23 protein-coding genes and 1 pseudogene are annotated in these 26,336 nt (G+C 74.9%); 7 read left to right on the forward strand and 17 right to left on the reverse strand.

The window, feature by feature from the left end; translation table 11 throughout:
* The first annotated feature begins 88 nt into the window (after positions 1-88).
* Positions 89-700, forward strand: coding sequence for a DUF998 domain-containing protein (locus AB0M18_RS08155; RefSeq protein WP_365755989.1), 612 nt, complete (start codon positions 89-91; stop codon positions 698-700).
* Between the two features lie 38 nt (positions 701-738).
* A complete protein-coding gene (locus AB0M18_RS08160) occupies positions 739-1,092 on the forward strand; it encodes an MmcQ/YjbR family DNA-binding protein (RefSeq protein WP_365755990.1) in 354 nt (117 codons plus the stop codon).
* A 38-nt stretch (positions 1,093-1,130) separates the two neighbouring features.
* Here AB0M18_RS08160 and AB0M18_RS08165 read toward each other — a convergent pair whose 3' ends face one another.
* Both AB0M18_RS08165 and AB0M18_RS08170 read right to left on the reverse strand, forming a co-directional pair.
* The gene (locus AB0M18_RS08165) at positions 1,131-2,231 is read right to left on the reverse strand and encodes a magnesium and cobalt transport protein CorA (RefSeq protein WP_365755991.1); all 1,101 of its coding nucleotides are present in this window, start codon (positions 2,229-2,231) and stop codon (positions 1,131-1,133) included.
* Positions 2,232-2,257: 26 nt separating this feature from the next.
* A complete protein-coding gene (locus AB0M18_RS08170) occupies positions 2,258-3,094 on the reverse strand; it encodes an aminotransferase class IV (RefSeq protein ID WP_365755992.1) in 837 nt (278 codons plus the stop codon).
* Positions 3,095-3,214: 120 nt separating this feature from the next.
* Between AB0M18_RS08170 and AB0M18_RS08175 the strand changes: the two genes are divergently transcribed.
* Both AB0M18_RS08175 and AB0M18_RS08180 read left to right on the forward strand, forming a co-directional pair.
* Complete coding sequence (locus AB0M18_RS08175; protein WP_365755993.1) at positions 3,215-4,666, forward strand: amidase; 1,452 nt, start codon at positions 3,215-3,217, stop codon at positions 4,664-4,666.
* Positions 4,656-5,441 carry a crotonase/enoyl-CoA hydratase family protein gene (locus tag AB0M18_RS08180; RefSeq protein ID WP_365755994.1) on the forward strand — a complete coding sequence of 262 codons (786 nt, stop codon included), beginning with the start codon at positions 4,656-4,658 and terminating at the stop codon, positions 5,439-5,441. The genes AB0M18_RS08175 and AB0M18_RS08180 overlap by 11 nt, the downstream gene beginning before the upstream one ends.
* Before the next feature lie 17 nt (positions 5,442-5,458).
* On the opposite strand, the gene AB0M18_RS08185 is transcribed toward AB0M18_RS08180, so the two are convergent.
* The 12 genes from AB0M18_RS08185 to AB0M18_RS08240 all read right to left on the reverse strand — a co-directional run bounded on the left by AB0M18_RS08185 (position 5,459) and on the right by AB0M18_RS08240 (position 18,497).
* Entirely contained in the window at positions 5,459-6,649 is a 1,191-nt protein-coding gene (locus AB0M18_RS08185) for a hypothetical protein (protein ID WP_365755995.1), read from the reverse strand.
* Between the two features lie 5 nt (positions 6,650-6,654).
* Entirely contained in the window at positions 6,655-7,224 is a 570-nt protein-coding gene (locus AB0M18_RS08190; protein WP_365755996.1) for a phage tail protein, read from the reverse strand.
* Complete coding sequence (locus AB0M18_RS08195) at positions 7,221-9,227, reverse strand: putative baseplate assembly protein (protein ID WP_365755997.1); 2,007 nt, start codon at positions 9,225-9,227, stop codon at positions 7,221-7,223. Before AB0M18_RS08195 ends, AB0M18_RS08190 begins: the two co-directional genes overlap by 4 nt.
* Before the next feature lie 10 nt (positions 9,228-9,237).
* A complete protein-coding gene (locus tag AB0M18_RS08200; protein ID WP_365755998.1) occupies positions 9,238-9,636 on the reverse strand; it encodes a GPW/gp25 family protein in 399 nt (132 codons plus the stop codon).
* Positions 9,637-9,647: 11 nt separating this feature from the next.
* A complete protein-coding gene (locus AB0M18_RS08205; protein ID WP_365755999.1) occupies positions 9,648-11,462 on the reverse strand; it encodes a VgrG-related protein in 1,815 nt (604 codons plus the stop codon).
* Positions 11,459-12,199, reverse strand: a complete 741-nt coding sequence (locus AB0M18_RS08210; protein ID WP_365756000.1) for a LysM peptidoglycan-binding domain-containing protein — start codon at positions 12,197-12,199, stop codon at positions 11,459-11,461. The genes AB0M18_RS08205 and AB0M18_RS08210 overlap by 4 nt, the downstream gene beginning before the upstream one ends.
* Positions 12,200-12,201: 2 nt before the next feature.
* On the reverse strand, positions 12,202-12,639 hold the full coding sequence (locus tag AB0M18_RS08215) for a phage tail protein (RefSeq protein ID WP_365756001.1): 438 nt from the start codon (positions 12,637-12,639) through the stop codon (positions 12,202-12,204).
* Between the two features lie 59 nt (positions 12,640-12,698).
* Positions 12,699-13,160, reverse strand: a complete 462-nt coding sequence (locus AB0M18_RS08220; protein WP_365756002.1) for an extensin — start codon at positions 13,158-13,160, stop codon at positions 12,699-12,701.
* Positions 13,161-15,704: 2,544 nt separating this feature from the next.
* Positions 15,705-15,857 (reverse strand): hypothetical protein, encoded by a 153-nt coding sequence (locus AB0M18_RS08225; RefSeq protein ID WP_365756004.1) that lies wholly within the window; start codon positions 15,855-15,857, stop codon positions 15,705-15,707.
* Complete coding sequence (locus tag AB0M18_RS08230) at positions 15,854-16,288, reverse strand: hypothetical protein (RefSeq protein WP_365756005.1); 435 nt, start codon at positions 16,286-16,288, stop codon at positions 15,854-15,856. The genes AB0M18_RS08225 and AB0M18_RS08230 overlap by 4 nt, the downstream gene beginning before the upstream one ends.
* 5 nt (positions 16,289-16,293) lie before the next feature.
* Positions 16,294-16,737, reverse strand: a complete 444-nt coding sequence (locus AB0M18_RS08235) for a phage tail protein (protein WP_356075924.1) — start codon at positions 16,735-16,737, stop codon at positions 16,294-16,296.
* Positions 16,738-16,874: 137 nt separating this feature from the next.
* Positions 16,875-18,497, reverse strand: coding sequence for a phage tail sheath subtilisin-like domain-containing protein (locus tag AB0M18_RS08240; protein ID WP_365756006.1), 1,623 nt, complete (start codon positions 18,495-18,497; stop codon positions 16,875-16,877).
* Between the two features lie 373 nt (positions 18,498-18,870).
* Between AB0M18_RS08240 and AB0M18_RS08245 the strand changes: the two genes are divergently transcribed.
* Positions 18,871-20,460, forward strand: coding sequence for a peptidoglycan-binding protein (locus AB0M18_RS08245; RefSeq protein ID WP_365756007.1), 1,590 nt, complete (start codon positions 18,871-18,873; stop codon positions 20,458-20,460).
* Positions 20,461-20,532: 72 nt separating this feature from the next.
* Here the strand turns inward: AB0M18_RS08245 and AB0M18_RS08250 are convergent, their stop codons facing one another.
* The 3 genes from AB0M18_RS08250 to AB0M18_RS08260 are packed head-to-tail and all read right to left on the reverse strand — an operon-like array spanning position 20,533 to position 24,226.
* Positions 20,533-22,908, reverse strand: coding sequence for an ATP-binding protein (locus tag AB0M18_RS08250; RefSeq protein ID WP_365756008.1), 2,376 nt, complete (start codon positions 22,906-22,908; stop codon positions 20,533-20,535).
* On the reverse strand, positions 22,905-23,549 hold the full coding sequence (locus AB0M18_RS08255) for a DUF4255 domain-containing protein (RefSeq protein ID WP_365756009.1): 645 nt from the start codon (positions 23,547-23,549) through the stop codon (positions 22,905-22,907). The genes AB0M18_RS08250 and AB0M18_RS08255 overlap by 4 nt, the downstream gene beginning before the upstream one ends.
* Entirely contained in the window at positions 23,549-24,226 is a 678-nt protein-coding gene (locus AB0M18_RS08260; protein WP_365756010.1) for a response regulator transcription factor, read from the reverse strand. The genes AB0M18_RS08255 and AB0M18_RS08260 overlap by 1 nt, the downstream gene beginning before the upstream one ends.
* Positions 24,227-24,544: 318 nt before the next feature.
* Here AB0M18_RS08260 and AB0M18_RS08265 point away from each other — a divergent pair, with 318 nt between their 5' ends.
* Together AB0M18_RS08265 and AB0M18_RS08270 are read left to right on the forward strand one after the other, a co-directional pair.
* Positions 24,545-25,168, forward strand: a complete 624-nt coding sequence (locus tag AB0M18_RS08265; protein ID WP_365756011.1) for a TOPRIM nucleotidyl transferase/hydrolase domain-containing protein — start codon at positions 24,545-24,547, stop codon at positions 25,166-25,168.
* Between the two features lie 301 nt (positions 25,169-25,469).
* A pseudogene (locus AB0M18_RS08270) lies at positions 25,470-26,236 on the forward strand (IS5 family transposase).
* The last annotated feature ends 100 nt before the right edge of the window (positions 26,237-26,336 follow it).

Genomic DNA, 26,336 nt, shown 5'->3' on the forward strand with positions numbered 1-26,336 from the left:
CCCTCCGAGACCCCCGGTCGGCGGATCGTGCCGCGCCGCGCGGCGTGCTCGGCGGGCCCGTCGCGGCCGGTCCGCCTACCGTGATCCGATGCGACGCGTTCCGAGATGGGCCCTGCTGCCGTCTGGCATCGCACCCGTGGTGCTGGTCGCCGGCTGGACGACCGCGGCGGAGCTCGAAGGCCCCTCCTACAACGCCGTGCGGCAGACCATCAGCGTCCTCGCCGCCTACGGCGCCGCCGGGTTCTGGGTCATGACCAGCGCCCTCTTCGCCGTCGGCGTCTGCCACCTCGGCACCGCCTGGGCGCTGCGCGCCGCCGCGCCCGCCGGGCGGGTCGCCCTGGCCGCCGGCGGCCTGGCCGCCGTGGTCGTGGCCCTGGTCCCGGCGCCCACCAGCGGCGGCTCGCTGCGGCACGGCTCCGTCGCCGCGACCGGCTTCGCGTTCCTCGCCCTGTGGCCGCTGCTCGCCGCCGTACGGGGCGGGGCGCGGGCCCCCTGGGGGCTGCGTCCGCTGCCCGCCCTCCTGGCCACGGCGTCGATGGGGGCCGGCGCGCTCTGGTACCTGGTGGCGACCGACCGCGACGGCCCCGCGGGCGTCGCCGAGCGCCTCGTCACCTGCCTGCAGTCGCTGTGGCCGCTGGTCGTGGTCCTGTCCTGCCTGTGGCACCAGCGCCGTGCGGACACCGGGGCGGAGGCCCGGTGATCCGGCCGCTGTCAGTGGCGGACCGTAGGGTCGGCCGCATGAGCACTTCCGACGACGTCCGCGCGCTCGCGCTCGCCCTCCCGGAGACCACGGAGAAGGAGGCCTGGTCGATGCCCACCTTCCGGGTCGCCGGGAAGATGTTCCTGACCCTGCCCGAGCAGGAGACCTCGATGGCCGTGCGCTGCCCCAGGGAGGAGCGCGACGAGCTGGCCCTCGCCGAGCCGGAGAAGTTCTGGGTGGCCGACCACGAGGCGGCCTTCGCCTGGGTACGGGTGCGGCTCGCCGCCGTGGACGACGCCGACGAGCTCCGCGCGATCGTCGTCGACTCCTGGCGGCAGGCGGCCCCGCCCCGCCTCCTCAAGGAGCACCCGGAGCTCGCCGCCCCGGCCTGAGCCGGAGCCGCCCGGAGGATCAGAGCCAGCCGTTGCGCTCAGAGCCAGCCGTTGCGTTTGAAGCCCCGGTGCAGCAGGAGACAGGCCGTCGCCATCACCGAGAGGACGAGGGGGTAGCCGTAGGTCCAGCCCAGCTCGGGCATGTGCTCGAAGTTCATGCCGTAGATCCCGCACACCATGGTCGGCACGGCGACGATCGCAGCCCACGCCGTGATCTTGCGCATGTCCTCGTTCTGCGCGACCGTCACCTGCGCCAGATGTGCCTGCAGGATCGAGTCGATCAGACCGTCGAAGGCGTTGATCTGCTCGGTGGCGCGCGCGAGGTGGTCAGCGACGTCTCGGAAGTACGGACGTATCGCCGGGTCCAGGACCGCGGGCGGCCGGGCGATCAGCGCCTCCAGCGGGCGGGCCAGCGGCACCGTGGCCCGCTTCAGTTCGAGCAGCTCCCGCTTGAGCTGGTAGATCCGCCCCGGGTCCGGCGGCGTGCCCGTCCGGGGCGCGAACACCTCGGTCTCCACCAGCTCGATGTCGTCCTGGACGGCGTCCACGACCGCGAGATACTCGTCCACGACATGGTCGGCCAGCGCGTGGAGCACCGCCGACGGGCCCTGGGCCAGCTGCTCGGGCCGCGCCTCCAGGGCCTCGCGCAGCGGGCCGAGCGAACCGTGCCGCCCGTGCCGGACGGTCACGACGAAGTCGGGCCCGGCGAAGACCATGAGCTCGCCGGTGTCGACGACCTCGCTGGTGGCCGTGAGCCGCTCGTGCTCGACGTACGTCACCGTCTTGAACACCGCGAACAGCACGTCCCCGTACTGCTCCAGCTTCGGCCGCTGGTGCGCGTGCACGGCGTCCTCGACGGCCAGCGGATGCAGCCCGAACAGCTCGGCCACCCCCTCGAACTCCTCCTCGGTGGGCTCGTGCAGCCCGAGCCACACGAATCCGCCGCGCCCGGTGTGCCGGCGCAGGTGGCGTACGGTCTCGGCGACCCCGCCCGCGTCCGCGAGCCGCTTCCCGTCCCGGTAGCCCACGCAGTTGACCACGGTGCTGCCGAGCGGCGAACGCGCCGGGTGACTGAGGTCCACCCGGCGCATCCGGCGCGCGAGACGGGCCATCCTGCGCAGGCCGCCGACCATCGACATACGGGCTCCTTCGCTGAGGTGGCCGCTCAGTCTGCCAGGCGTTCCACCGGGAGCGCCGCGTAGGCCGCCCGAAGTTCCGCGAGCACGGGATCGTCGGCGGGGAAGCGGTGCCCGTCCACGGCCCGGACGGCGCGGACGCCGATCGCCGCGTTGGTGGCGAAGGCGGCCCGCAGGGCCGGCAGTTCGGCGGTACCGACGGGCCGGACGAGCGCGCCCGGGCGGGCCTCCCGCAGCAGCCGCATGGTGACCCCGGGCAGCACGTCCGCCGCCGGCCACACCACCCGGCCTTCCGCGTCCACGAACCCCACGTTCCAGGTGCACCCCTCCGTCACCTGCTCGTCCCCGGCGGGCCCGAGACCGGGCCTGAGGCCGGGCCCGGGCCCCGGCTCCGTGAACAGCACATCGTCGAAGCCGGCGCTCCGCGCCTCGCGCCGCAGCGCCAGCGGCCCGAACAGGCCCACGTGCTTCACGGCGGGCACATCGCGCCGGTACGGCCGGCACGTCACCCGCAGCGGCGGCGGAAACAGGCCACCGGCCGGCCGTACGGTCACCAGCACCCGCGGATCGCCGGCGGGCTCCGCAGGGCGCGTGATGTCCAGGGCCGGATCGAACACGGTCACCCGCACGTTCAGCGCCCCGGAGCGCCCGTCCGCCGCCTCCCGTACGTACGTGACGACCCGCTCCGGATCGAGCGCCGCCCCGAACACGGCGGCGCAGTCCCGCACGAGCCGGTCCAGGTGCAGCGGGAGGCCGCGCACTCCGCCGCCCTCCTCGATCCGCAGGGTCGTGAAGTGCCCGTAGTTGGTCAGGGCGAGCGCTGCCAGCTGGGCGGTGGACGCGGGGACTCCGTCGACGGTTGCCATGCGCCCAGTCTGGCGAAGGGCGAGAAACAAACCCATGATCCCCTCGCGTGTTACCTGCGGGTACGGAATGATGGGGGCGACCAGGCACAGGCATGCGGACGGGCGGGGGCTGAGGCAGCGGTGACGACTTCCGAGGAACAGGCGGAACGGACCAGGGTGCACGCCTTCCGGGACGACGCCCTGGGCGAGCACGACGCGGTGGGCCTCGCCGCCGCGATCCGCAGCGGCGAGGTCGGCGCGGCCGAGGCCGCCCGGGACGCGGCGGCCCGGGTCCGCGAGGTCGAGGCCCGGCTGCACGCCGTCCAGGTGCACGCCGAGGACGCTCCGGCCACCGCGACCGGCTCCGGCGGGGGCGCCTTCGCCGGCGTGCCCAGCTTCGTCAAGGACAACACCGACCGGCGCGGGCTGCCCACCGGCCACGGCAGCGCGGCCTTCACCCCGCGCCCCGCCCGCCACGACGCGCCCTTCGCCCGCCAGTTCCTCAGCACCGGCGTCACGGTCCTCGGCAAGACCCGGCTCCCCGAGTTCGGCTTCAGCCCGACCACCGAGTACGACGGCGCCGAACCGGTCCGCAACCCGTGGCACACCGACCACTCGGCGGGCGGTTCGTCCGGCGGCAGCGCCGCCCTCGTCGCCGCCGGCGCCGTGCCCATCGCGCACGCCAACGACGGCGGTGGCTCCATCCGCATCCCCTCCGCCGCATGCGGACTCGTCGGCCTCAAGCCCACCCGCGGCCGGGTCGTCGCCAACGCGCAGAGCGGCCGACTGCCCCTCGACCTCGTCACGGACGGCGTCGTCACCCGCTCCGTACGCGACACCGCCGCCTTCCTGGCCGCCGCGGAACGCCACTGGCGCAACCCCGCGCTGCCGCCCGTCGGCCTCGTCGAAGGCCCCTCGGGGCGCCGGCTGCGGATCGGCCTGATCCTCGACTCGCCCAACGGCGTGCGCCCCGACGCCGCCACCCGCGCCGCCGTCACCGAGACCGCGACCGCCCTCGAACGGCTCGGCCACATCGTGGAACCGGTCAGCCCGGCCATCGACCCCCGCTTCACCGAGGACTTCCTCACCTACTGGGGCCTGCTGTCCTTCCTCATCGGCGCCACCGGCCGCACTCTCGGCGCCGGCTTCGACCGCCACCGCATGGACCCGCTCAGCCGCGGCCTGCGCGCCCACTACATGGAGAACTGGCACCGCACCCCCAGTGTGCTGCGCCGACTGCGCCGTACCGAGGAGGCGTACGCGGCGGCCTTCCGCGGCCACGACCTGCTGATGTCACCGGTGCTCGCCCACACCACGCCGCCGATCGGCCACCTCAGCCCGTCGGTGCCGTACCGCACCCTCGTCAAGCGGATTCTCGCCTATGTGGCGTACACCCCGATCGACAACGTCGTCGGCACTCCCTCCCTGTCCCTTCCGGCGGCCGCGACGACCGACGCCGGACTGCCGATCGGCGTGATGTTCTCGGCCCGCCCGGGCGCCGAACGCACCCTGCTCGACGTCGCGTTCACGCTGGAGGCGGAGCGCCCCTTCCGCCGGATCCAGGACGCCCGGGAGGTGTCCGGTGGATCGTGACCCGGCCCCCTCCGTACGGGTCGAGCGAGACGGGCCCGTGACGACCGTCGTGCTCTCGCGGGCGCACGCGCGCAACGCCGTCGACGGGCCGACGGCGGCGCTGCTCGCCGACGCCTTCCGGGAGTTCGAGGCGGACGACGAGGCCTCGGTGGCCGTCCTGTGGGGCGAGGGCGGGACCTTCTGCGCGGGGGCCGACCTCAAGGCGGTCGGGACGCCGCGCGGCAACCGGGTGGCGGCGGACGGGGACGGGCCGATGGGGCCGACACGGCTCCGGCTGGGCAAGCCGGTGATCGCCGCGGTCGCCGGGCACGCCGTGGCCGGAGGGCTCGAACTCGCCCTGTGGTGCGATCTGCGGGTCGTGGAGGAGGACGCCGTGTTCGGCGTGTTCTGCCGCCGCTGGGGCGTGCCGCTGATCGACGGCGGTACGGTGCGGCTGCCCCGGCTCATCGGGGAGGGCCGGGCCATGGACCTGATCCTCACCGGACGGCCGGTACCGGCCGCCGAGGCCCACGCCATCGGGCTCGCCAACCGCCTGGTGCCGCCGGGGGAGTCCCGGGCCGCCGCCGAGGAACTCGCCCGGCGGATCGCCGCGTTCCCGCAGCTGTGCCTGCGGCACGACCGGATGTCCGTCCTCGAACAGCACGGGCTGCCCGAGGAGGAGGCGATGGCGGCAGAACTCCGGCACGGCATGGTGCCGTTGACGGCCGGGGAGACCTCGGCGGGCGCGGCCCGCTTCGCCTCGGGGGCCGGCCGCCACGGCACCTTCGCGGAGTGACTCCCGCGTCCTGAGCGTCAGTTGACCGAGCGGCCGAAGAACTCCAGCTCCGCGACCGCGACCTGCTTGTGCGGGTCGGCGCGCCAGGCGGTGCCCAGGACCAGGCGCACGGACAGGGCGTCACGGACCCGCAGGTCCAGACGCTGTGTACCGCCGTCGTTCAGGCGGTGGTGCGTGACGCGCGTGGTGCCGGAGGAGTCCGTGACCGCGAGGTCGAAGGTACGCGGCGCGGCCTGCCCGTCGGCCTGCGTGGTGTTCTTCGAACTGCCGGGCGTGATCAGGACGTTCAGCAGATCGGTGGGCTCGCCGAAGCGGGCTTCCAGGAACTGTCCGGCCGAGTCGCCCCCGTATCCGGTGCCCCACCAGGTGTCGGAGTAGCCGTCGCCGGCGAGCTTGGGGTCCCGCTTCGGCGCCGCGTGCGAGGCCGTCCAGGCGACCGGGTGCACGGGGACCCGGGTGGCGAAGTGGTCCTGCACGGCCCGCGCGGCGGGCGGGCCGCCGACGATGCCGCCCACCACCACGGCCACCACGCCCGCGCCGATCAGCGCGCGCACGATCCAGCGGCTCCGGTCGCGGACCAGGCCGGGGCGCCGACCCGCGTACGGGCCGTCCGCCGTGTCCAGGGCCTCCGGCACCATCGGTGTCGCGCAGGACCGGCAGAAGTGCCGGCCCCGCTCGTTGACGCTCGCGCACGCCGGGCACGGCAGCCCGTCCCGGACCGGCGCCGGCGCCGCGGCGGCCCGGACCACCGGCGCCGCCGCCCCGGGCCGGGCGGGCAGCACGGGCGCGGCGATCGGCGGCGCCTCGGCGTCCGCGTGTTCCGGCACCGGTACGAGCAGCGAGCGGGCGATCGTGTTCCCGGCGCCCGACGCGGGCTCCACGGGCTCGGTCACCGGCGCGGGCACCGATTCCGTCAGCGATGCGGCCGGCGGTGTGACCGGCAGCGGCGCCGTGTCGTCCTCCGCCCCCGCGGGCCCGGCCTCGGCACGTACCGGCGCCTCCGGTTCAGGCCGAGCCTCCGGTTCCGGCTCCGCTTCCGCCGCCTCCGTGGCCGTGGCCGGGGAGCCGGACGCCGGTGTGTCCCAGCGCAGGAAGGCCCCGCACCCGTCACAGAAGGACTGGTCGTGCTTGCGGACGGGGCTCCCGCACTCGGGGCAGGCCCGCGAGGGGGAGGCGGACGGAGTGGCGGAAGAGGACGTGTCGCTCATGGGGGTCAGGCTCCTTCGGAGGTACGGGACGTGGTCACGGCGACCGTGAACGGCAGGTGGGCCGGGCGCGCCGCGGCCACCACCGCGCGCAGCCGGTGCGGGTCCACCGAGGCCGGCTCCGCGACCCGGAGGACGACGTGCACCCCGGGCTCGGGCGCACCGGGGAACGGGCCGAGCGGCCGGGCCGACCAGCTCGCGCCGCCGCTCTCGGTGATCTCGGGGACGATGCCGAACGCCAGCCGCACCGCCGCCACGAGCCCCTGCCGGGTGCCGCGGACCCGGTGCAGCGCCACCGCCGAGGCCACCGCCTGCCGGCGCAGCGCGAGCGGCTCGGTGCCGGTCAGCTCCGTGCCGACCCAGCCCGCCAGGTAGTCGACGAAGTCGGCGGGCGCCAGCCATGGCGAGAAATAGGCCTCCAGGGAGTCCAGGACGTGGAACAGCGGCGCCAGGACCACGTCCAGACCGGCGACGAAGCGCTGCCCGAAGTCGTCCTCGGCGTACACGGCGGGCAGCGCCGCCCCCAGCGGGTGCGGCGTCGCGAGACCCGGCACCGTGCCCCGCGCGGATCCGCTCACCGGGCCTCGACCACCCGGACGCGGTGGTCGAACGGGAAGAGCAGCGCCGAGGGCGCCAGCTCGATCCGGTCGGTCGCGTCGCCGCGCCGCCCGGTCAGCGGGTCCGCCGGGTGCAGCAGCACCTCGTCCACCAGCTCCACGCCCGGCACCCGCTGGAGCGCGGCGAACACCTCGCCCGCCCGCAGCGGCCGCCCGAACGGCCAGCCCTCGCCGTGCGCGCCGCCGGTCAGCGGATCCAGGTACGCGTAGAGGGTGTCGAGCGCGTCGGCCCGCACCCGCTCCGCCTCCGCCGCGCGGAAGGCGTGCAGCGTCGCGACCACGGTCACGCCCTGGTAGTACGGGGGACCCACGGCGAGCCGGGTGCCCAGCGGGCGCCGCTCGTCGAGGAAACCCGTCACGCGGGCGAGGAGTTCGTCGCCCGGCACCAGCTGCTCGAAGCGCAGCCGCCCGCCCCGGTCCGGCACCGCCTGCGGCACCACCAGGACTCGCACCGCGTTCTCGCCGACGCCGGACTCGGCCCCGCCGGCGGCCGAGTCCGCCGCCAGGCACGCGATCCGCGCCGTCTCCGGCGCCGCGCGCCGCGCCAGCTCCTCGTAGTCGCGGGCGGTCACCGCGCGCTCCTGGGCGCGCAGCGTGATCGGCGCCCGGGCCTTCGCCTCCTCGACGGTCTCCCCGTCGACACCGCCGCGTGCCGCCTCGCGGTTCTCCACCCGCGCGATGTACGGGATGGAGGAGCGCAGGACGGTGATCGTGCCCCGGGCCACGTTGCCCGCCCGGCCGCCCCCGGTGCCGTACCGCACCGCCCGGATCGCCGCGCCCTTCGGCGGTACGGCTCCGAACTGCCGTACCGTACCGTCGGGTTGGCGCACCGCGGGGCCGAAGGCCAGCTCGCCGGTGGCCGCGTCCAGGGTGAAGTGGCGGTCGCCGGGACGCGAGGCGGCGAAGTCGGCGACGGCCGTCCACTCCTGCCAGCCCGCCTCCGGATCCTCCTCGTCCGTCCTCCCGCCGGCCCGCTCGGCGACCTGGAGCAGCAGCGGCGGCCGGTCCACGACCGGCGCGTGCGCGAGCCGCAGCCGCTGCCCCGGCACGCCCTCGGACTCGCCGAGAGCCTCGTCCCGTACGGTCTCCGCGTGCGCGGCGCGCACCGTGCCGCCGATGGTGAACGCACCGGCCGAGCGCACCGTCGGCGACTCGCTGTACGAGGGCAGCCCGGCCGCCGCCTCCACCACCCGGCAGCGCACCCAGCCCGCGTCATGGCCGCCGAGCCGCGACACCGCGTGCCCGGACGGCATGTGGAGCACCACCTCGCCGGGCCGGTTCAGGCCGCCCGTGGAGTCCTCGTCGACCTCGACGACGGTCCAGCCCGCGCCGGTCGTCCACGCCTCCCACACCAGCGGCGGCCGGCGCGGATCCACGCCGACGCCGTCCACCCGGCTGTCCAGGTCGAGCACCAGGACACAGTCCGGCAGTGCCGCCGACAGGCCGAAGAGGAGCGCGTCGCCGACCTGGGGAAGTGCCGTGAACGCGGGCACGTCCTGCCCGCCCAGGACGTCCTGCGAGCGGTCCTCCGGCGTGCCGCCCGACTCGTGCCGCAGCACCCGGTCGAGCGTGCAGGGCACCACCGTCAGATCGGCGGTGGTCGCGAACACGACCGCCTCCTCCGTCTCCGTGCGCCCGGTAGCCACCTCCGTGCCGGCCGGCAGCAGCACCGGCTCGGGCTGCGGCGCGGACAGCCGGAAGGTCACGTCGGCCCGGGCCGCGGCGGGCGGGAACAGCGTCACGCCGAGCAGGTCGAGGAAGGCCAGATGGTTCTTCTCCGGTACCCGGTTCAGCCGGTAGACCAGCTGGTCCGCCATGTGCGCGACCGCCTCGATGAGGGTGACGCCCGGGTCGGACACGTTGTGGTCCGTCCACTCGGGACACGCCTGCTGGACATAGCGCTTGGCGTCGTCGACGAACTGCTGGAACCGCCGGTCGTCGAGACGGGGTGAGGGCAGGGCCATGGCGGATCTTTCAGTCCTCGGAGGGGATGACATAGAAGGGGAAGACGAGGTTGCGCGGATTGTTGGCGCCGCGCACCCGGTACCGCACGTCGATGTGCAGGGTCGTCGGCTCGCCCGGCGCGGGCGCGACCGTGACCTCCTCGACCTCGATCCGCGGCTCCCAGCGGTCGAGCGAGGACATCACCTCGTACCGGATCCGGCCCATCGTCGCGTCGTTGACCGGAGCGAACACCAACTCATGGACGGCGCAGCCGAATTCGGGCCGCATCGGCCGCTCGCCCGGCGCCGTCGCCAGGACGAGCCGCATCGACTCCTCGATCTCGCGGTCGCGTCGTACCAGGGCGATCGCCCCGCTCGGGCCGGTGCGCAGCGGGAAGGCCCAGCCGGCGCCGACGAAGTGCTCACTCATCAGGCCCCTCCTCAGAACGGCAGGTTGGCCGCGACCGGGTTCGGCATCGGCACGGTCGTGGTGATCAGGGCGGGCGCGTTGATCACCGCCTGGGTCAGTGCCGCCACCTTGAACTTCGTCCCGGCCTTGATGTCCACGCCGAGCTTCGCGTCCATGCTGATCCGGCCGCGCGCCGACAGCGTCAGGTCCCCGCCCGAGGAGACCGTGACACCCCGGGCGCCGGTGATGGTGACCGTGCCGTCGCTGTCGATGGTCAGCGTCGTACGGGCCTCGTTCAGCTCGACGCTGAGCTTCCCCTGCCCGGTGCGCAGCCGCACACCGTGCGAGGCCCGGGTCCGCCCGGCGTCCTCGCGCAGCTCCACCGTGTGCCCCGAGCGCGAGGTCAGCGCCCGCCACTGCACCCGGCCGCTCGTCGGATCCACCGCCGCCGCCCCGTCGGTGGCCGGCGTGTGCCGGTCCACCCCGTTGTAGAGCCCGGCCAGGACGTACGGATGCTCCAGCGACCCCCGGTCGAAGGCGCACAGCACCTCGTCGTCGACGTCGGGCAGCATCAGCCCGCCGCCCGCCCGGCCGCCGAGCTGCGCCACCCGGCACCAGCCGCTCTCGTACGTGTCCGACAGCCACGGGAACCGCAGCCGCACCCGGCCCAGGTTCAGCGGGTCCTTGGTGTTGGTCACCAGCGCCACCGCCACCCCCGGCATCGGCGGCGCCGGCTCGCCGCCGCCCGAGGCCGTCCCGTACAGCGAACGGAACTGCCGCCCTGACACCGTCAGCCAGGTCGCGAACTGCCGTCCCGACGTGAAGACATGACGCACACCGGTCGCCGTGTAACGCCCCTCGAACGGGAAACCGGCGCCCTTCACGGCCACCGGCTGCCCCGGCTTCAGCGCCGGATTGCCCGTGACCGCCACCTCCACCTCCGCGAAGGAGCCCGTCACGTCGTCCGCGAGCGCCGAGGCCGCCTGCTTCACCTCCGACAGCGTGGTGAACGGCGTGCCCGTGGCGGTGAGTTCGGCCGGGCCGAACGGCGTCGACAACTGCGCCGGAGTGATGTCCGAGACGATCTCCCGGCTCGCGAGGGCCGGCGTGGGCGAGGACAGCGCCTGCTTCGTCCGCGGGTCCCAGCCCCGCACGTCGACCTGGCGGACCTGCCCCGCGGCCGTCACCGACACCCTGCTGTGCAGCGTGTTCGACCCGAAGTCCAGGACGTACGGGCTCTGCGCGGCCGGCGTCGTGTCGGCGGGCGCGCCCGAGGCCGGCGCCAGGGCGGCGAAGACCAGTCTTCCCGCCGGGTCGAGGGACAGCCGGACGTCGTTCTCCCGGGCGAGCCGCGAAAGGAAGTCCCAGTCGGTGATGTTGGGCTGGGTCGCCAGCTCGTACACCGTCGGCGTCGCGTCGATCCGCCCGACGGGGATGCCGTTGAGCGAGGCCAGCTTGCGCGCGATGTCCGAGGCCGTCATGTTCGGATAGCCCTCGACCCGCCGGTTGCGCAGCAGCCGGTGCCCCGGGTCGTACCCCCGCAGGATCAGATGACGTCCGTGCCCCGGCGCCGCGTCCACCTCGACCGCCGTCACCTCGCCCGTCAGCATCGGCTCGCCCCGCCTGCCGTCGGCGAACGGCGAAAGCACCGCCATCGCACCGACCTTGAGGAACCGGAACCTCTCGGTGAGGGTGCCGTCCTTGTCCGCGAACGTCAGCTGGAACGCCGACGGCACGTTCACACTGGAGTCCACCCAGCCCTCGGTCAGCCGCGCGGCCAGCGGCTCCGGCAGCGGAGTGCCGTCGAGCTGCACGTGGAGGACGGTGGTGAAAGTCTTCTCGCTCATGAGGTGCCCTCGGTTTCCGGCGTGTCATTGGTGGACGGCAGGAGCAGTTCCGTGCCCGGGCGCAGCCGCATCGGATCGTCGATCCCGTTGGCCTCGGCGATCAGCCGCCAGCGCGTCGCGTCCCCGTACTCCCGCCATGCCAGCGACGCCAGCGAGTCCCCGGCCACCGCACGGTGCACCCGCCGCGCCGACAGCGCGCCGGAGGTGGGGTTCTGACGCTTCGTCGCCGACGAGATCTCCGTCAGCGACAGCGCGCACGTCGCCCGCAGCGGCACCCCGTTCGGACTGAACAGCGTGTACGTCGCCGACACCGACGTCACGTACGCGACCAGCCGCACCGTCGAGAACGACCCCCAGGAGAACGACACCCACGGCGGCGACGGGGCCTTCGCGTCGATGCTCTGCTGGGTCACCTCGCAGCAGGACAGCAGCAGTTCCACCTGCTGCTGCACCGCGGTCGACGACGGCGTCCCCGACGCGTCGAGGAACACCTCGACCTCCATCGAGGCCGGCTCGGCCCCCGTGAACTTCGGCGGCGCGCCCCGGTCGTACGCCACGTTCGGCTCGGTGAACCAGTGCGCCGACCGGCTCAGCCTCAACTGGTCCGGATTGAACTGGAACCTGACCTCGCCCAGCTTCCCGCCGAGCCCGCCGTCCAGGTCCGTCGGCGGCTGATGGATCGCCAGCGAGGCCCGTGAGAGCCCGCGTGCCGCCTTCCCGCCCGAGACCGCCGCCATCGCTACAGACCCCCCGCGTCCGTGAACCCGTGATGCGCGATCTCCAGCGTCTCCGTCGCCACCCCCGGACTCGCCGGATCCAGCGACGGCCCGGTCCACCGCACCGGCAGCACCTCCACCAGGCCCCACTGCGCCACGATCGACTTGTCGGCGCGCAGCGCCGCGATCTGCGCGGTCGGCCGGGTGATGCCGGTGGCGAGCGACGAGATCCACGCGGCGACGCGCGCGGTGTCGGCCGTCAGCGGTCGCGTCAGCCGGATCGTCGAGAACGTCACCCGCGTCGGCAACTGCCACACGAACCCGTTGTTCCCGCCCTCGTGGCGCTGTTCCACCTCGACCTCGGAGGACAGCCCGTCACAGCCGTTGAACAGACCGAGGTCCTGGCCGTCGATCGTCAGCTTGAAGAAGACGGTGGAAGCGGGGTCCTGCTGCTGGGGCATGGTGACGGTCTCTCGGTAGGTGGGTCAGGGTCTGTGGGCGGGGGGCAGGGGGCAGCGGGTCAGTGGCGGTGGTCGCGGAGCCGGCCCACGCGCTCCCGGTCCGCGCGCAACTCGGCGCGGAGCAGCCGGGAGAGCGGGGTGACGAGACGGCGGGCCAACTCGTCGAGGTGGGCGGGGGATTCGGGTGTCGTCGGGGTCGGGGTCGAGGTCGGGTTGGGGCGTGGGGGCGTCGCGGTCCGCTGGACGGGGGCGGGCGGAGCGGTTCCCGCGATGGGTACGGAGGTACGGGTACGGGGGAGGGGCGCGGATGCCGCCACCGCCGCGGGTGGCGGGGCGGGCGCCGGTGCCGGTGCGGGCTCCGCCCGGCGCTGGACGGTCGGCACCACGGGCGTCCGGGGCGCCACCGCCGGTGCCGGCGTCGACGCGGCTTCCGGCACACTCGGTGCGAGCGGGCGCGCGGTGGCCAACGGCCGTACGGCGCTGCGCCGGACGACGGGCGCGGTGGCTCGCGGGATGTCCATGAGGGTCACGAGGGGAAGCGGCGCGGGTTCGGGGGCCGGCGGCTCGGCTGCCGGGGCCTTCTGGACGGTGGCAGGGGTGGGAGCCGGGGCTGGCGCGACCGGTGCCCCGATGGGCGACCGCCGCGCTGTCGGCGCTTCGGTGTTCCAGTCGGCCCCCGGCGCCCGCCGCGACCTCCGCACGGCGGGCCCCCGCCGTGCGGTGTCGGGAACCCCGGGCCCGGCGGGGGAGTCCGGGCCCGGGGAGTTCTGGGACGCCCGGCTGTCGTCGGGCGAGGCGGTACGGGTGGGGCTCGGTTCGGGCTTCGCCCCGACCGCGTGCAACCGGCGGGCCGGGCGCACGGCCCGCGCGGAGACGAGGGGCGCGCGCTGGGCGGTCAGGGGACGGACGACATGGATTGCGGGCTGCGGAGCCGGGGCAGCCGAGGCGGGCCCGGCCGAGCGACCGGGCTCGGTACCCGCCCGTCCGCCACCGGTGGGGCTGGGGGCAGCGGCCCGGTCGGCCGGTGAAGGCGCCGCGGGTGACGACTGCCCGGCCTGCGGCCCCTGTGGACGGGTGGTGCCGGACGTGGGAGTGCCGGGACGCCGGCCCGTCGCGGGATCGGCTCGTGGCGGAGCCGGGTCGGTTGCGTGCCCGACCACCGGGGCCGCGCGCTGAACCGTCGGCGCCACTGCCCCACGGTGTGCCGTGGGATCCGGCTGCCCCGCCACAGGCGTGGAGACGGTGGTGCTTCGCCCACCACGGGCGAGCTCGGCCTTCGCCTCGGTCCGTGCGGTGGTGTCCTGCGGCGCCGCGTCCGCTGTGGGCGTGCGGTAGGTGGTGTTGTCGGGACGGCGGTTGATCGCGGGTGTGGCCGGTGCCGGTGCCGGAGCCGGTGCCGGATCGCTTCCGCGCCGGGCCTCGGGACGCAGGTCCGGGGCGGCGGTGGCGCCGGGGTGCCGCGCCGGTTCCGGGGCGGCGCGCTGGACGGTGGGCGCCGGGGCCGGCTGCCCGCCGCGCGGGCCTCGGGCCTGTCGGTGCGGCGCGGGCCCCGGCCGTCCTGAGCGCTGGGGCGCCTCGCCCGCGGCGGGCGGGGTCGGGCTGCTTCCGGGCCGGGCGGTGGCGCCCGTGTCCTGCGGGCCCGCGGTCGCGTGCGGAACCGGGCCGGGCGTAGACGTAGGCGTGCCCTGCACGCCGGCCGGGGTGGCGCGCTGGACGGCGGGTGCCGTTGTCGGCCTGCCGGTTGCCGAACGCGTGGAGGCGGCGGGGCTCGTTTCGCCAGGAGCGGGTTCGGCTCCGGCCTCGGCCCATACGGGCTGATCGGCCGTGTTCTGGGGACCCGGTGCCGGTGGCTGTACGCCGGACCCCGGTGCCGCGGCGGCCCGCGCGCCGTCCGTTGCTCGCTGGACCGGGGGCTGCGGCCCCGCGTCTGCGGTGGGCGTCCGGTGAGCCGTGGTGTCGGGACGGTGGACCTGCGCGGGTTCGGCCAGCGGCCGGGCGGCGCTGGCGCGCTGGGCGGCGGGCGCGGGTGACGGCCGTCCGTCCTGCGGGCCGTCGGCTCCACGGTGTGCCGTGGGCTGCGACGGCCTTGCCGTAGGCGTGGAGGCGGCGGGGGCCGCCCCGCCATGAGCGGGCTTGGCTCCTGCCTCGGCCCGTACGGGCTGATCGGCCGTGTTCGGGGGGCCGACTGCCGATGGCCGTCCGGTGGCCCCCGGCGCTGCGGTGGCCCGCGTGCCCTCCGTTGCCCGCTGGACCGGGGCCTGCGGCCCCGCGCCCGCGGCGGGCGTCCGGCGTGCCGGGTTGTCCGGCCGGTGGTTCTGCGAGGGTTCGGCCTGCGCCGGAGCCGGGTTGCCTGCGCGCAGGGGCTCGGGGTGTGCGGCTCGGGCGCCGGTGGCATCGGCGTGCTCCACCCTGGCCGAGGCGGCGCCCTTGACGGCGGGTGCCGGTGACGGCCTGCCGCCCCGCGGGGCCTCGGACCCAGGGTGTGCCGAGGGCGCGGCGGCGGTGCTCCGCCCACGAGATACGGCCTTTGGCCCGACCTCGGCCGGAGGCCGTACGACGGACCCCGCGATGTCGGGTCGCGCAGGCCGCGGCGCGGCGGCCTGCGTGCCCGCAGAGGCCTGCGGGACCTGCGCAGCCTCCCGTACCACCCGCTGCACCGCCGCCGCCGGCCCGTCGCCCGCCACCGGGAGCCGTACCCCCGGCAGTTCGGCGGCGGCCGTCGGCGTGACCGGGCGCACCGCGTCCAGCAGCACGCCGGCCGGGGCGTCGGGGAGGGCGCCGTGGCCCAGGGCGGTCTGGAAGGAGGGGTCCCAGTGGGTGGCGAGGGACGCGGAGAAGGTGTGTTCCGCGACCGGGGCCGGGGGTGCGAGGACCCGCTGAACGGGGGGCAGGGACTGCCACGCCGTACCGGATGCCCTCTCCGGCGCCGCCACCGGCACCGTCTCCGGCGTCGCCGCCGTCTCCTCACGCGGCGCCCGGTTGCGGCGCCCGCGCCACCTCTCAAGCATGCCCATCCTCTCCAACCCCCTCTCTCCGTACCGTCGTTCTCGTTCTCGCCGCCGCCGTCACCCCTGCGCCCGCTCCACCAGCGCCGCCGCCCGCGCCACGTATCCGCGCCGGTCCGCGTGCTCCAGGTCGAGGATCGCGTCCATGCCCCAGTGGAAGTGGAAGGCGAGGTACGCGGTCTCCTCCTCGATGAGATCGGCCGCGTACGTCACGATTCCCCCAGGCGGCTCCCGGCCAGCTCGACCTCGAAGGACTCCTCGCAGTGCGGGCAGGCCACGGCGGCCCGGGTGTGGCCCTCCGCGTTGATCTGCCGGTAGAAGTCCTGGAGGAACGCCAGGTCGGAGGCGAACATGTTCTCCACCGTCCCGTCGTGCACCGACGGGAGCGAGCCCAGTCGGGTGATCACCCGGCCGAGCAGGACGACCGACAGGTACGCGGGGTTCTCGCGGACCCGCACGTCCCGGAGCGGCACCAGCTCGTCCCGGGCCGTGGCAAGGCGCATGGCGCCCCGGCGGTGCACCGTGCCCGACTCGTCGACGTAGCCGCGCGGCAGCTCGAACTCGAACTCGGTGCGCAGCGGCTCCTGTCGGGGCGGCGCCGTCTCCGGCGCACCCGCCCCCGGCCCCGTTCCCTCGCGTCGCACCGGGATCAGCCGAGGGTCAGTTCTTCGAAGGTGATGGTGACCTGCTCGGTGAGCGCCGCGGCGTCACCGGCCTTGGTGCCGCTCAACTCCACCTTCGTGCACCAGGCGTTGCGCAGGTTGTAGCGCTTGACCTCGCGCAGCTCGTAGTCCATGAAGATGATCGAGGCGTCCTTGCGGGCCTGGCCCATGTTGCCCGCGATGGAGGCGGCGATCCACTCGGTGAAGGCCTGGGACTGCGTGGCGCCACGCGTCACGGTGCACTCGCCGGCCTTCTTCACGCCGGGGAGCTTCTTGATGATCGGCTTGCCGTCGGCCGAGACCTGCTGGTACTCGATGACGTCCTGCTCCATCGAGAGGCTGCTGATCTCCTGGAGGGTCTCGACCATGACGCCGTCGATCTGCAGGCCGAAATTGTGTGTGGTGAGCGCGTCACCGGTGTCCAGAGCCATGCGGGGTCACTCCTGTTCGTACGGGATGGAGAAGAGAGGATGGTTGACAAGGGCGTCGGCCTACGGCCTACGGCCTACGGCCTACGGCCTACGGCCTACGGAGCACGGAGTGCGGAGTGCGGAGTACGGAGTACGGACTACTCCTCCAACTCCCCGCCACCGCCCTGGAACTGCGCAAGCCGGAACACCACGAACTCGGCCGGCTTCACCGGCGCGATGCCGATCTCGCAGACCACGCGGCCCAGGTCCACGGACTCCGGCGGGTTCGTCTCGGCGTCGCACTTCACGTAGAACGCGTCCTCCGCGCGCTGCCCGAACAGCGCGCCCTGGCGCCACTCGTTGACCAGGAACGCCGAGATGTTGCGACGGATCCGCGCCCACAGCGACTGGTCGTTGGGCTCGAAGACCACCCACTGGGTGCCGACGAGGATGGACTCCTCCAGGTAGTTGAAGTACCGGCGGACGTTCAGATAGCGCCAGGCCGGGTCGGACGCCAGGGTCCGCGCGCCCCACACCCGGATGCCGCGGCCCGGGAAGGCGCGGATGCAGTTCACGCCCACCGGGTTGAGCAGGTCCTGCTCGCCGCGGGTGATCTGGAGCTCCAGGTCGACCGCGCCGCGCACGATCTCGTTGGCGGGGGCCTTGTGGACGCCGCGCTCGGCGTCGTTGCGGGCCCACACGCCGGCCATGTGGCCGGACGGCGGCACCGTGCGCGTCCGGCCGGTGGCCGGGTCGAAGGACTTGATCCACGGGTAGTAGAGGGCCGCGTAGCGGGAGTCGTAACCGGCCGTCTCCTGGCGCCACTTGCGCACGTCGCGCGCGTTGAGGCCGGGCGGCGGGTCGAGGAGCGCCATCCGGTCGCCCATCAGCTCGCAGTGGGAGATCAGGCCCAGCTGTACGGCCTTGACCTGCTCCGCGTCGATCAGCCCCTGCTGGTACGCGGCCATCAGGTCGGGCACGGCGACCATGCTGATCTCGTCGAAGGCCTCCAGGCCGCCGAAGCCGGTGCGGTCGGCCGAGTCGCCGATGAAGCGGGTGGAGTCCAGTGCGGCGGCGGTGCCGCCCGTCTGGGCCTGGGCCGGCACCGGGAGCGAGGCCGGTGCCACCGGCGGGGCGAGTGTCACGGACTGGGCTTCCGGGCGGGCGAGCTGCCCGCCGGCGGCCGCCTCCTCGACCACGATCGTCTTGGAACGCTGCTTGACCTGCGTGACGACGTAGGTCCGCGAGCCCTTCTTGGCGGACGCGTCGAAGCTCTCGACGACCTTCTCGCCGTCCTTCACGACCAGCTTGAAGCGCTCGCCGTCGCCGCCCTCGACGTCCTGCACCTCGACGGTCAGGGCTCCGCCGGCCTCGGTCCCGGCCGCGATCGCCGCCACCTTGAACGTGCCGAGCGCGACCGCCTCGCCGGCCACCAGCTCGCGCGGCGCCCCGGCTCCGGCTCCGGCGCCCGCGCCGCCCGCCGCCTTCCCCGTCCGCGCCTCGTCGCCCTGCGCGTCCCCGCCGCCGACCCGTACGACGTACGCCGCCGTGCCCCCGTTGTCGAAGAAGCCGTACACGGAGTGGGCCAGGTAGTAGCCCTCCGTGAACTCGCCGAACGACGCCACGTACTGCGACCAGTTCGTCACGAGCACGGGCTCGTTCAGCGGACCGGTCGGCGCGAGGCCCACGAACGCGGCGACCGAGGTGCCCACGCCCTCGATGGGGCGGGAGCCGCTGGCGACTTCCTCGACGTAGACACCGGGGGACAGATAGGTGGGCATGGGCGATCGCTCCTAGGGGAAGAACGTGCGGGTGCGGGCCGGCGGCCGGCCGGCACCGTGGCCGTCGTCGGCATCCGTGACGCGTACGCCGTCGACTCTTCCCGGCCGCCGGAGACGTGACCAGGGAAGCAAGGGCCGTCACGGGGGCAACGCCCGCTGTCCTCCCGGGCACCCGGCCCCGCCGCTCGCCCCCCCGCTCGCCCCCCCCCGCTCGGCCGCAGCCGAACGCCGACGGGCCTCGACGGGCCCCGACGGGTCTCGTGCCTGGACCTGGGCGCGGGCCCCCCACCGGCCCGCGCGGGCATCCGAGCATGCCCGTGACCGGGGACTTTCGGGCAACCGCCGGGCCCCTTCGGGCACTTAGCCTGCGCCCATGACCATGTGGACCTCTCTGGACCCCGCCGACCTGACCGTCGAGCCAGGGACCCGGACCTCCGCTCGGCTGCGTGTGCGCAACACCGGGGACACCGTCGAGGAATACCGGCTTTCCCTCGTCGGCAAACCCTCGGGGTGGTCCCGGGTGGAGCCGGACGTCCTCCGCCTCTACCCGGGCAGTGAGGGGACCGCCGAGATCTCGTTCGCCCCGCCCCGCTCGCCGGACGTCGCGGCCGGACCCCTCCCGTACGGCATCCGCGTCGAGCCCCGCGAGAACGCCGCCGCCCGCGACGTCGTGGAGGGCCGGCTGACCGTCACGCCCTTCACCGAGGTGCGCGCCGAGCTGCTGCCGCCCGCCCTGACGGGCCGTTTCCGCGGGCGGGCCCGGGTCGCCGTCGACAACCTGGGGAACACCCCGCTGACCGCCTCGCTGCTCGTACGCGACGAGGGGAACCGGCTCACCTTCGACCTGCGGCCGAACGCCGTGCAGATCGCCCCCGGCCGGGCCGCCTTCGGCGACCTCGTGGTGCGCCCGCAGACCGTACGGTGGACCGGCGGCGAGGAGTCGCACCGCTTCACCGTGGCGGTGCGCCGGTCCGGCGACGACACCTCGCTCGACGTCGACGCGACCTTCGACCAGCGGCCCGTCCTCGGCGCCTGGCTGATGGTCGCCGCGGGCCTCCTGGTCGCCGGCGTCATCGCCTTCGTCGCCCTCTGGACGAGCTTCTCCCCGAAGATCACCAGCGCGGCGAAGGAGACCCGGGCGACGGGCGCCCCCGCGCCGCTGCCGCAGGGCGACGGCGACACGCTGCCCGACGCCCCGCCCCCGCCGACCACGGCCGGCACGCCGCCGCCCGACGGGAACCAGCCCGGCGGTGGCGGGGACCTGCCGCCCGGCGACGGCGGCTCCGGGGCGGGCGACGGCGGCGGAGCCAGCGGCGGCGGTTCGACCTCCGGCGGCGGCAGCGGTGGTGGCGGCACCGGCGGCGGTGGGCAGGCGCCCCCACCGACGAGCACTCAGCGCGAGGTTCCGCCGTGGGGCCCCGGCTACCCGAAGGACGTCGTCGTCGAGTTCGCCCAGCGGCGCCTGGCCGCCCTCAACAACGACTGCACCCTCAAGGGAGGTTGGAGTCCGGGCGTCATCGACGGACCGACCCGCACCTCCCTCGTCTGCTACCAGCGCAAGGTCGTCTCCGTCGGGCAGCGGGACGGCACCAACACGGCCGCGATCTTCAAGACCGACGCCGAGGGCATGCTCGGCCGCGCCACCCTCACCTCCCTCTGGGCCCAGGGCATCACCCCCGACGAGGTGAAGGCGGGCAGCCGCACCTGGGAGAACACCGCGCTGATCGCCGCCTTCTGGTGGGCGATCAACCGTGACTTCACCGACCCCGGCGACATGGACCGGGCCCGCAACCACGCCCGGCTCGGCATCGACCACTTCCGCTCGGGCCAGGACACGACGACGACCTACACCAGTCAGGTCGCCGACCACATCCGCACCTATCAGCAGGCCGTCGGCCTCCCGGCCACCGGAACGGCCGACTGGAAGACGCTCAACGCGATGGTCGGCGGCAGCGTGAAGTAGGAACTGAGGAAAGCGCGTCGGGGGCTGTCCGGTGAGTGGACAGCCCCCGACGCGTCTCGTCATGTCATGACGTTACGGGGACCAGGGCGCCGTCGTGTCCGCGACGAGCCGCCCGGCCTTCTGGTACTCGCGACGCGCCCCGGCCCGCAGGTCCCCGCCCGTCACCACCGCCCCGGCACCCCGCGCCGCCGCCAGATAACCGGCCGTCACCGCGGCCGAGCGGATCGCGCCGCCGGCGAGCTCGAACTCCTTGGCACAGTCCGCGACATGCTCGTCCAGGTCCTCCGCCCGCGGCACGCCCGCCAGGCAGGCGTGCCAGAGCGCGACCCGCTGTTCGGCGTCCGGGAACGGGAAGTCCACCACGAGGTCGAGCCGGCGGGTGAAGGCCTCGTCGATGTTGGCGCGCAGATTGGTGGTGAGCACCGCGATCCCGTCGAAGGCCTCCAGGCGCTGGAGCAGATAGGCGCTCTCCAGGTTCGCGTACCGGTCGTGCGAGCTGCGCACCTCCGACCGCTTGCCGAAGACCGCGTCCGCCTCGTCGAACAGCAGCACGCAGTCCGTGCGGTCGACCTCGGCGAAGATCCGCTCCAGGTTCTTCTCGGTCTCGCCGACGTACTTGTCGACGACCGACGACAGGTCCACCACATAGAGGTCCAGGCCGAGTTCGCCCGACACGACCTCCGCGCCCAGCGTCTTCCCGGTGCCCGACTCGCCGGCGAACAGCGCGACGACCCCGCGCCCGCGTCCGCCGCCGGTGCGCAGCCGCCACTCGCCGAGCACCCGGTCACGGTGCCGGGCCCGCCCGGTCAGCTCGCGCAGCAGACCCAGCGGCTCCTCGGGCAGCACGATGTCCGCGAAGCCCACCGCGGGCCGCACCCGGCGCGCCCGGCTGTCGAGCAGCGGCGCCGACACGAGCCGCGCGCCCCGCTGGACGTGCGCCCGGGTGAGCGCGCCGCCCTCGAACGCCGCCAGGGCACGCGCCGCGCCCGCCGCCTTCCGGATCTGGTCGCCGCCGAGCCGGTACGGCGCCACCGCCTCGGCCAGGTCGAAGCCGTCGCGGCCGACGCCGTCCCGGCCGAGGCCGTCCCCGTCGGTCCCGGGTGCGCCCAGCTCGTGGCGCCACCGTTCTTCGGAGGATCCGACGGTGCCCGGCGCCTCCAGGGACACCAGTGCGGCCGCCGGCACCCACGTCGGGTCGGGCGCCTCGCCACCGGCCAGGACCACCGTCGCCCCACCGGCCGCCAGCGCCCGCACCAGCGGGCCCGGCTCCGGCGGCAGCGGCTCCACGACCACCGCGGCGCCGCGCAGCCGGGCCTCGCGCAGCAGCACCCGGGCCGCCTCCGCGTCCACGGCCTCCGGCCGGTACCGCAGCACCGCCCGCCCGGCCGCCCGCAGCGCGGCCACGGCGGCGTCCGTCGCGGCACCGGGCACCCGCTCCCGCAGATGGACGGTCACCGGACCGGTCGCGGCGATCCGCCCGGCGAGCTCTCCGAGGGGCCCGGACTCGGCCGCTGCTCCGCCGGGCGGCAGCAACTCCACCCCGGCGCCGGTCAGCCGGGCGTCGAGCCGGCTGTCGTCGCCCAGCAGATGCGCGACGACCCGTTCCGGCACGCGCAGGGCCCGCCCGGGCAGCGGGCGGTCCTCGTCCTCGACGTGCAGCAGGCCGCCCGCGAGAAGCGGGGCCGCCGGATGGAAACGAGCACGGGCGGCCGGGTCGGCCGGGCCGCTGCCGGCCAGGTCCAGGGCCAGGCCCACCGTGGCGCGGCGCCGGCCGACATCGTCGTTGAGATACCCGTACAGCGCCTCGAACCCGCGGTCCACCTCGGGTGCGAGCGCCGCGAGGAGCACCTGCGCGTCGAGCCCGGACAGCCCGAAGGCACGCACGAGCACGGGCAGCCGCCCGGTGCGGCCCTCGTGGCCCGACGGGAACCCGGCGAGCCCCGGCGACGCCGGCCCCGCGGGCGCCCCGGACGTGCCGGGCGCCCCGGACGTGCCGGTCGCCCCGGACGTGCCGGTCGCCCCGGGCAGGTCGGCCGCGCCGGACGCACCGGCTGCGCTTGGCGCGCCGGACACGCCGGGTGCACTGGCCGTGCCGGACACACCGGGGGCCTCGGACGCACCGCGTGCACTGGCCGCGCCGGACGCACCGGCGGCCCCGGACATGCCGGATGCGACGGCCGCTCCGGCCGCGCCCGGCGCGCCGGACACACGCGGCGCGCCCGAAGCGTCGCCCGCGGCACCTGACGTCCCCGAGGCGCCCGACGGGCCCGTTCCCGGTTCCGACCCCGCCTCCGGTACCGCCGTCGCGATGCGCAGCGCCGTCTCCCCGGTCACGTACAGACCGCGCAGCGGATCTCCCGCCGTCGGATCGTCGGCGCTGCGGGCCGCCACGAGCGCGGCGGCCCGGGCCCGCAGCGCGCCGATGAGCTCCAGGACGTCCTCGCTCACGCGCGACCCCCGAGGGTCCTGCGCGCGGCCGCGCCGCCCGGGCGGCGCAGCATCCGCGGCGCGGAGTCGTCCGGCACGCCGTCGAGGCCCCGCACGACGACCTCGGCGCCCTCGGTGACCGGCGGGGCCGCCCCGTACACCGGAGTGACCGGGAAGGGGGTGGTGATCACGACGTCGAGCGAGGGCTTCAGCTCGCCGCCGAGCGCGGACCAGATGTCGGCGAGCGAGCGCGACTCGGCGGGCGGCACCGCGACCGTGAGCGGCAGCGTCGGGCTGATCGCCCGCACCGACTCCGGTACGGCGTCGCCGGACAGGACCTCGTGCGGCAGCAGCAGGGCCAACGCGCCGGACAGCAGCCGGTGTTCGTCCTCCGGGCGGGCGGTCCAGGCCGTCACCAGGTACGACAGGCGGAACCAGCGCGGCGGCTGTCGGCGGCGGGTCACGACGCCCTGGGCGTCGCGCTCGGCGACGGCGCCGCGTTCGCGCCGCGTCACGTCCTCGCGGATGTCGTAGAGATAGGCGTTGAGGGTGGGCGCGTTGCGCCGGGCCGCCCAGTCGCGGGTCGGCGCCTCGAAGGCGAGGTCGCCCGTGACCGCCGGAGCGAGCAGCCGGCGCAGCGACGCGTCGATTTCATGGATCATCAGATGTAGCCCTCGCGGAGCGCGTACGCGACGGCATGCGCCCTGTTGGTGAGTTGGAGCCGGGTCATCAGCGCGTGCAGGATGTTCTTGACGGTGCGCTCCGAGTAGGCGAGCTTCTCGCTGATCTGCCGGGTCTCGAAGCCCTCGGCGAGCAGCCGCAGCACGTCGACCTCGCGCGGTGCCATGCCGAAGAGCGGCACGGTGCCGCCCGCGCCGGCGCCGGCGGCCGTGGCCCGCTGGAGCCGCCCGACCTGGTCGAGGAGGCGGCTCACCAGGTCCGGAGGCAGCTCCCCCTCGCCGCGGGCCGCGCTGTGGACGGCGCTCAACAGGCGTTCCTCGGTGGCCTGATGACGCCAGATGATGGCCCGTACCCCGTACTCGACCACCGTGAGCAGATCCGGTTCGCGCAGCTCCCGCGCGACGAGCACCACCCGCTGGTCGCTGCCGGCGCGCAGCAGCCGGCGCAGCTCGGCGGTGGTCGGCTCGTCGATCCGGTCGGCGAGCATCACGGCGACCGCCGGCGCGTCGGCCGTCCCCCTCGGCGCCCCGCCGCCGTCGTGCCCGTCGGGGCCGGCCAACACGTCGATGGTCGGCTGGTGCCGTAAATGGCTGATCAGTCCGGCCCTGCTGAGCGGATCGGATGCGTGGACGGTGACCGTCACGCGCTTGGTGAGCATTTCCCCTACCTGCTCTCTCACTCGACTCGACCCGTCCGTGCCGGGGCCGTCGGGGCACGTGGTCGAGGCGCCGGTCGGGCGGCCGTACCGTGTCCCCGCGGCCGGTGGCACGTGACGTGAGCCCCCCGTGGTCCGTGGTCTGCCGGTCCGTGGCGACGCGTCGGCCACGGTGGTCGCGCCAGCCTCGCACCTCGTACTCACGTTCCACTGCCGTCGCGCTAACGTCCGCCTGCCGCGCGGCGAGGCGGCGGCTGCGGCCGTGTGCGGCCCGGTGGAAAACGCGTGGCGCGGACGGCGGCGGGGCCGGAGACTCGGACCATGGCTGACATGGCGGCGTTCCGGGAAGCGGTGACCGCGTGGGCGGCGGGCGGCCCCGGCGACCCCGCGCGGGAGCTCGCCGAGCTGCTGCCGGTACGGACGGTGGTCCTGCTCGAAGGCCTGAGCGACGTCGCCGCCGTCGAGGCCCTGGCCGCCGCCCGCGGACGGGACCTGGCGGCCGAGGGCGTCTGCGTCCTCTCCATGGGCGGCGCCATGAACATCGCCCGCTACGCCCGGCTGCTCGGCCCGCCCGGACTCGGTCTGCGCCTCGCGGGTCTGTGCGACGAGCGCGAGCGCGGCTACTACGCCCGCGGCTGGACCCGTGCGGGCCTCGCCGAGGACGACCACGTCTTCTTCGTGTGCGCGGCCGACCTGGAGGACGAACTCATTCGCGCCCTCGGCCCGGACCGGGTCGCCGAACTCGTCCGTGCCGAGGGCGACCACCGTCCGCTGACGACGTTCCTCCGCCAGCCCGAGCAGCGCACCCGCACCCCGCGGCAGCAACTGCGCCGCTTCCTCGGCACGAAGAAGGGCCGCAAGATCCACTACGGTCGCGTCCTGACCGAGGCCCTGCCCCCGGACGCCGTGCCGGAGCCCCTGGCCGCGCTGCTGTCCGCGGTCTAGGCCGTGTCTTCCGGATCTTGCCGGGCTCGCGACGCCTGGCACGCACGCTCGCCGCGTTGTCGTCGGTCGCCGATGTCCCCCTCGGCCTTGCGGCCGGGGAGGTGCCCCCACCGCATGGACTCCCTCCTCCGCCTTGCGATCGCACGCACCAGACGCCGCTCCCTGATCCGGCCTGATCCGGAAGACACGGCCTAGGGCGTGTCCGCAATGTCGGTCGGTCGTTGCTCCGTTCGTGGTGCGACGTCATGAACTGACTGATCAGGCCTGGGAAGTGATCGGGCCGTTGCTGGCTCCGCCGCGGATGGGTCGTCCGGTCCGGGACCGGCGGCAGGTCCTCAACGGCATCCTGTGGAAGCTGTCCACGGGTGCGGCATGGCGGGACCTGCCCGATCGGTATGGGCCGTGGAAGACCGTCTACGAACGGTTCCGCCGCTGGTCAGCGGACGGAACCTGGGACCGGCTCCTGGCCCACGTCCAGCAGCACTCGGACGCGATCGGCGAGGTCGACTGGTCGATCGTCTGCGTCGACTCGACCGTCGTGCGGGCCCATCAGCACGCCGCAGGGGCCCGAAAAGGGGGGCCTGGACCGGCGAAGCACTCGGCCGGTCCCGCGGCGGACTGAGCACGAAGATCCACCTCGCCTGCGACGGCCAGGGCCGCCCGCTCGCCTTCACGATCACCGGCGGAAACGTCAACGACTGCACGCAGTTCGAGCCGGTCATGGACCGCATCCGAATCAAGCGATGCGGGCCGGGCCGGCCCCGCACCCGACCGCTGCGGGTGGTCGGCGACAAGGGCTACTCGTCCCGCAAGATCCGCTCCTACCTGCGTAAACGCGGTATCGCCTGCACCATCCCCGAACGCGTCGACCAGATCAACGGACGCCTCCGGCGAGGCGAGAGCCTGTGCCGCCTCGACCGCGAGGTCTACCGGCGCCGCAACGTCGTCGAACGCTGTTTCAACCGGCTCAAGCAGAACAAAGCCCTCGCCACCCGCTACGACAAACGAGCCCGCCACTACAAAGCCCTGGTCACCCTCGCCTGCCTGCGGCTATGGCTCCCCAACTGACATTGCGGACAGGCCCTAGGGCGGGTCCGGCGGATCAGGGTCGGACACGCACCAGCGGTACGGAACCGCCCCGGCCGTGTGTGCCACGGCCGGGGCGGCG

The sequence above is a fragment of the Streptomyces sp. NPDC051909 genome (assembly GCF_040681095.1).
In the GTDB taxonomy this organism is placed as follows: Bacteria; Actinomycetota; Actinomycetes; order Streptomycetales; family Streptomycetaceae; genus Streptomyces.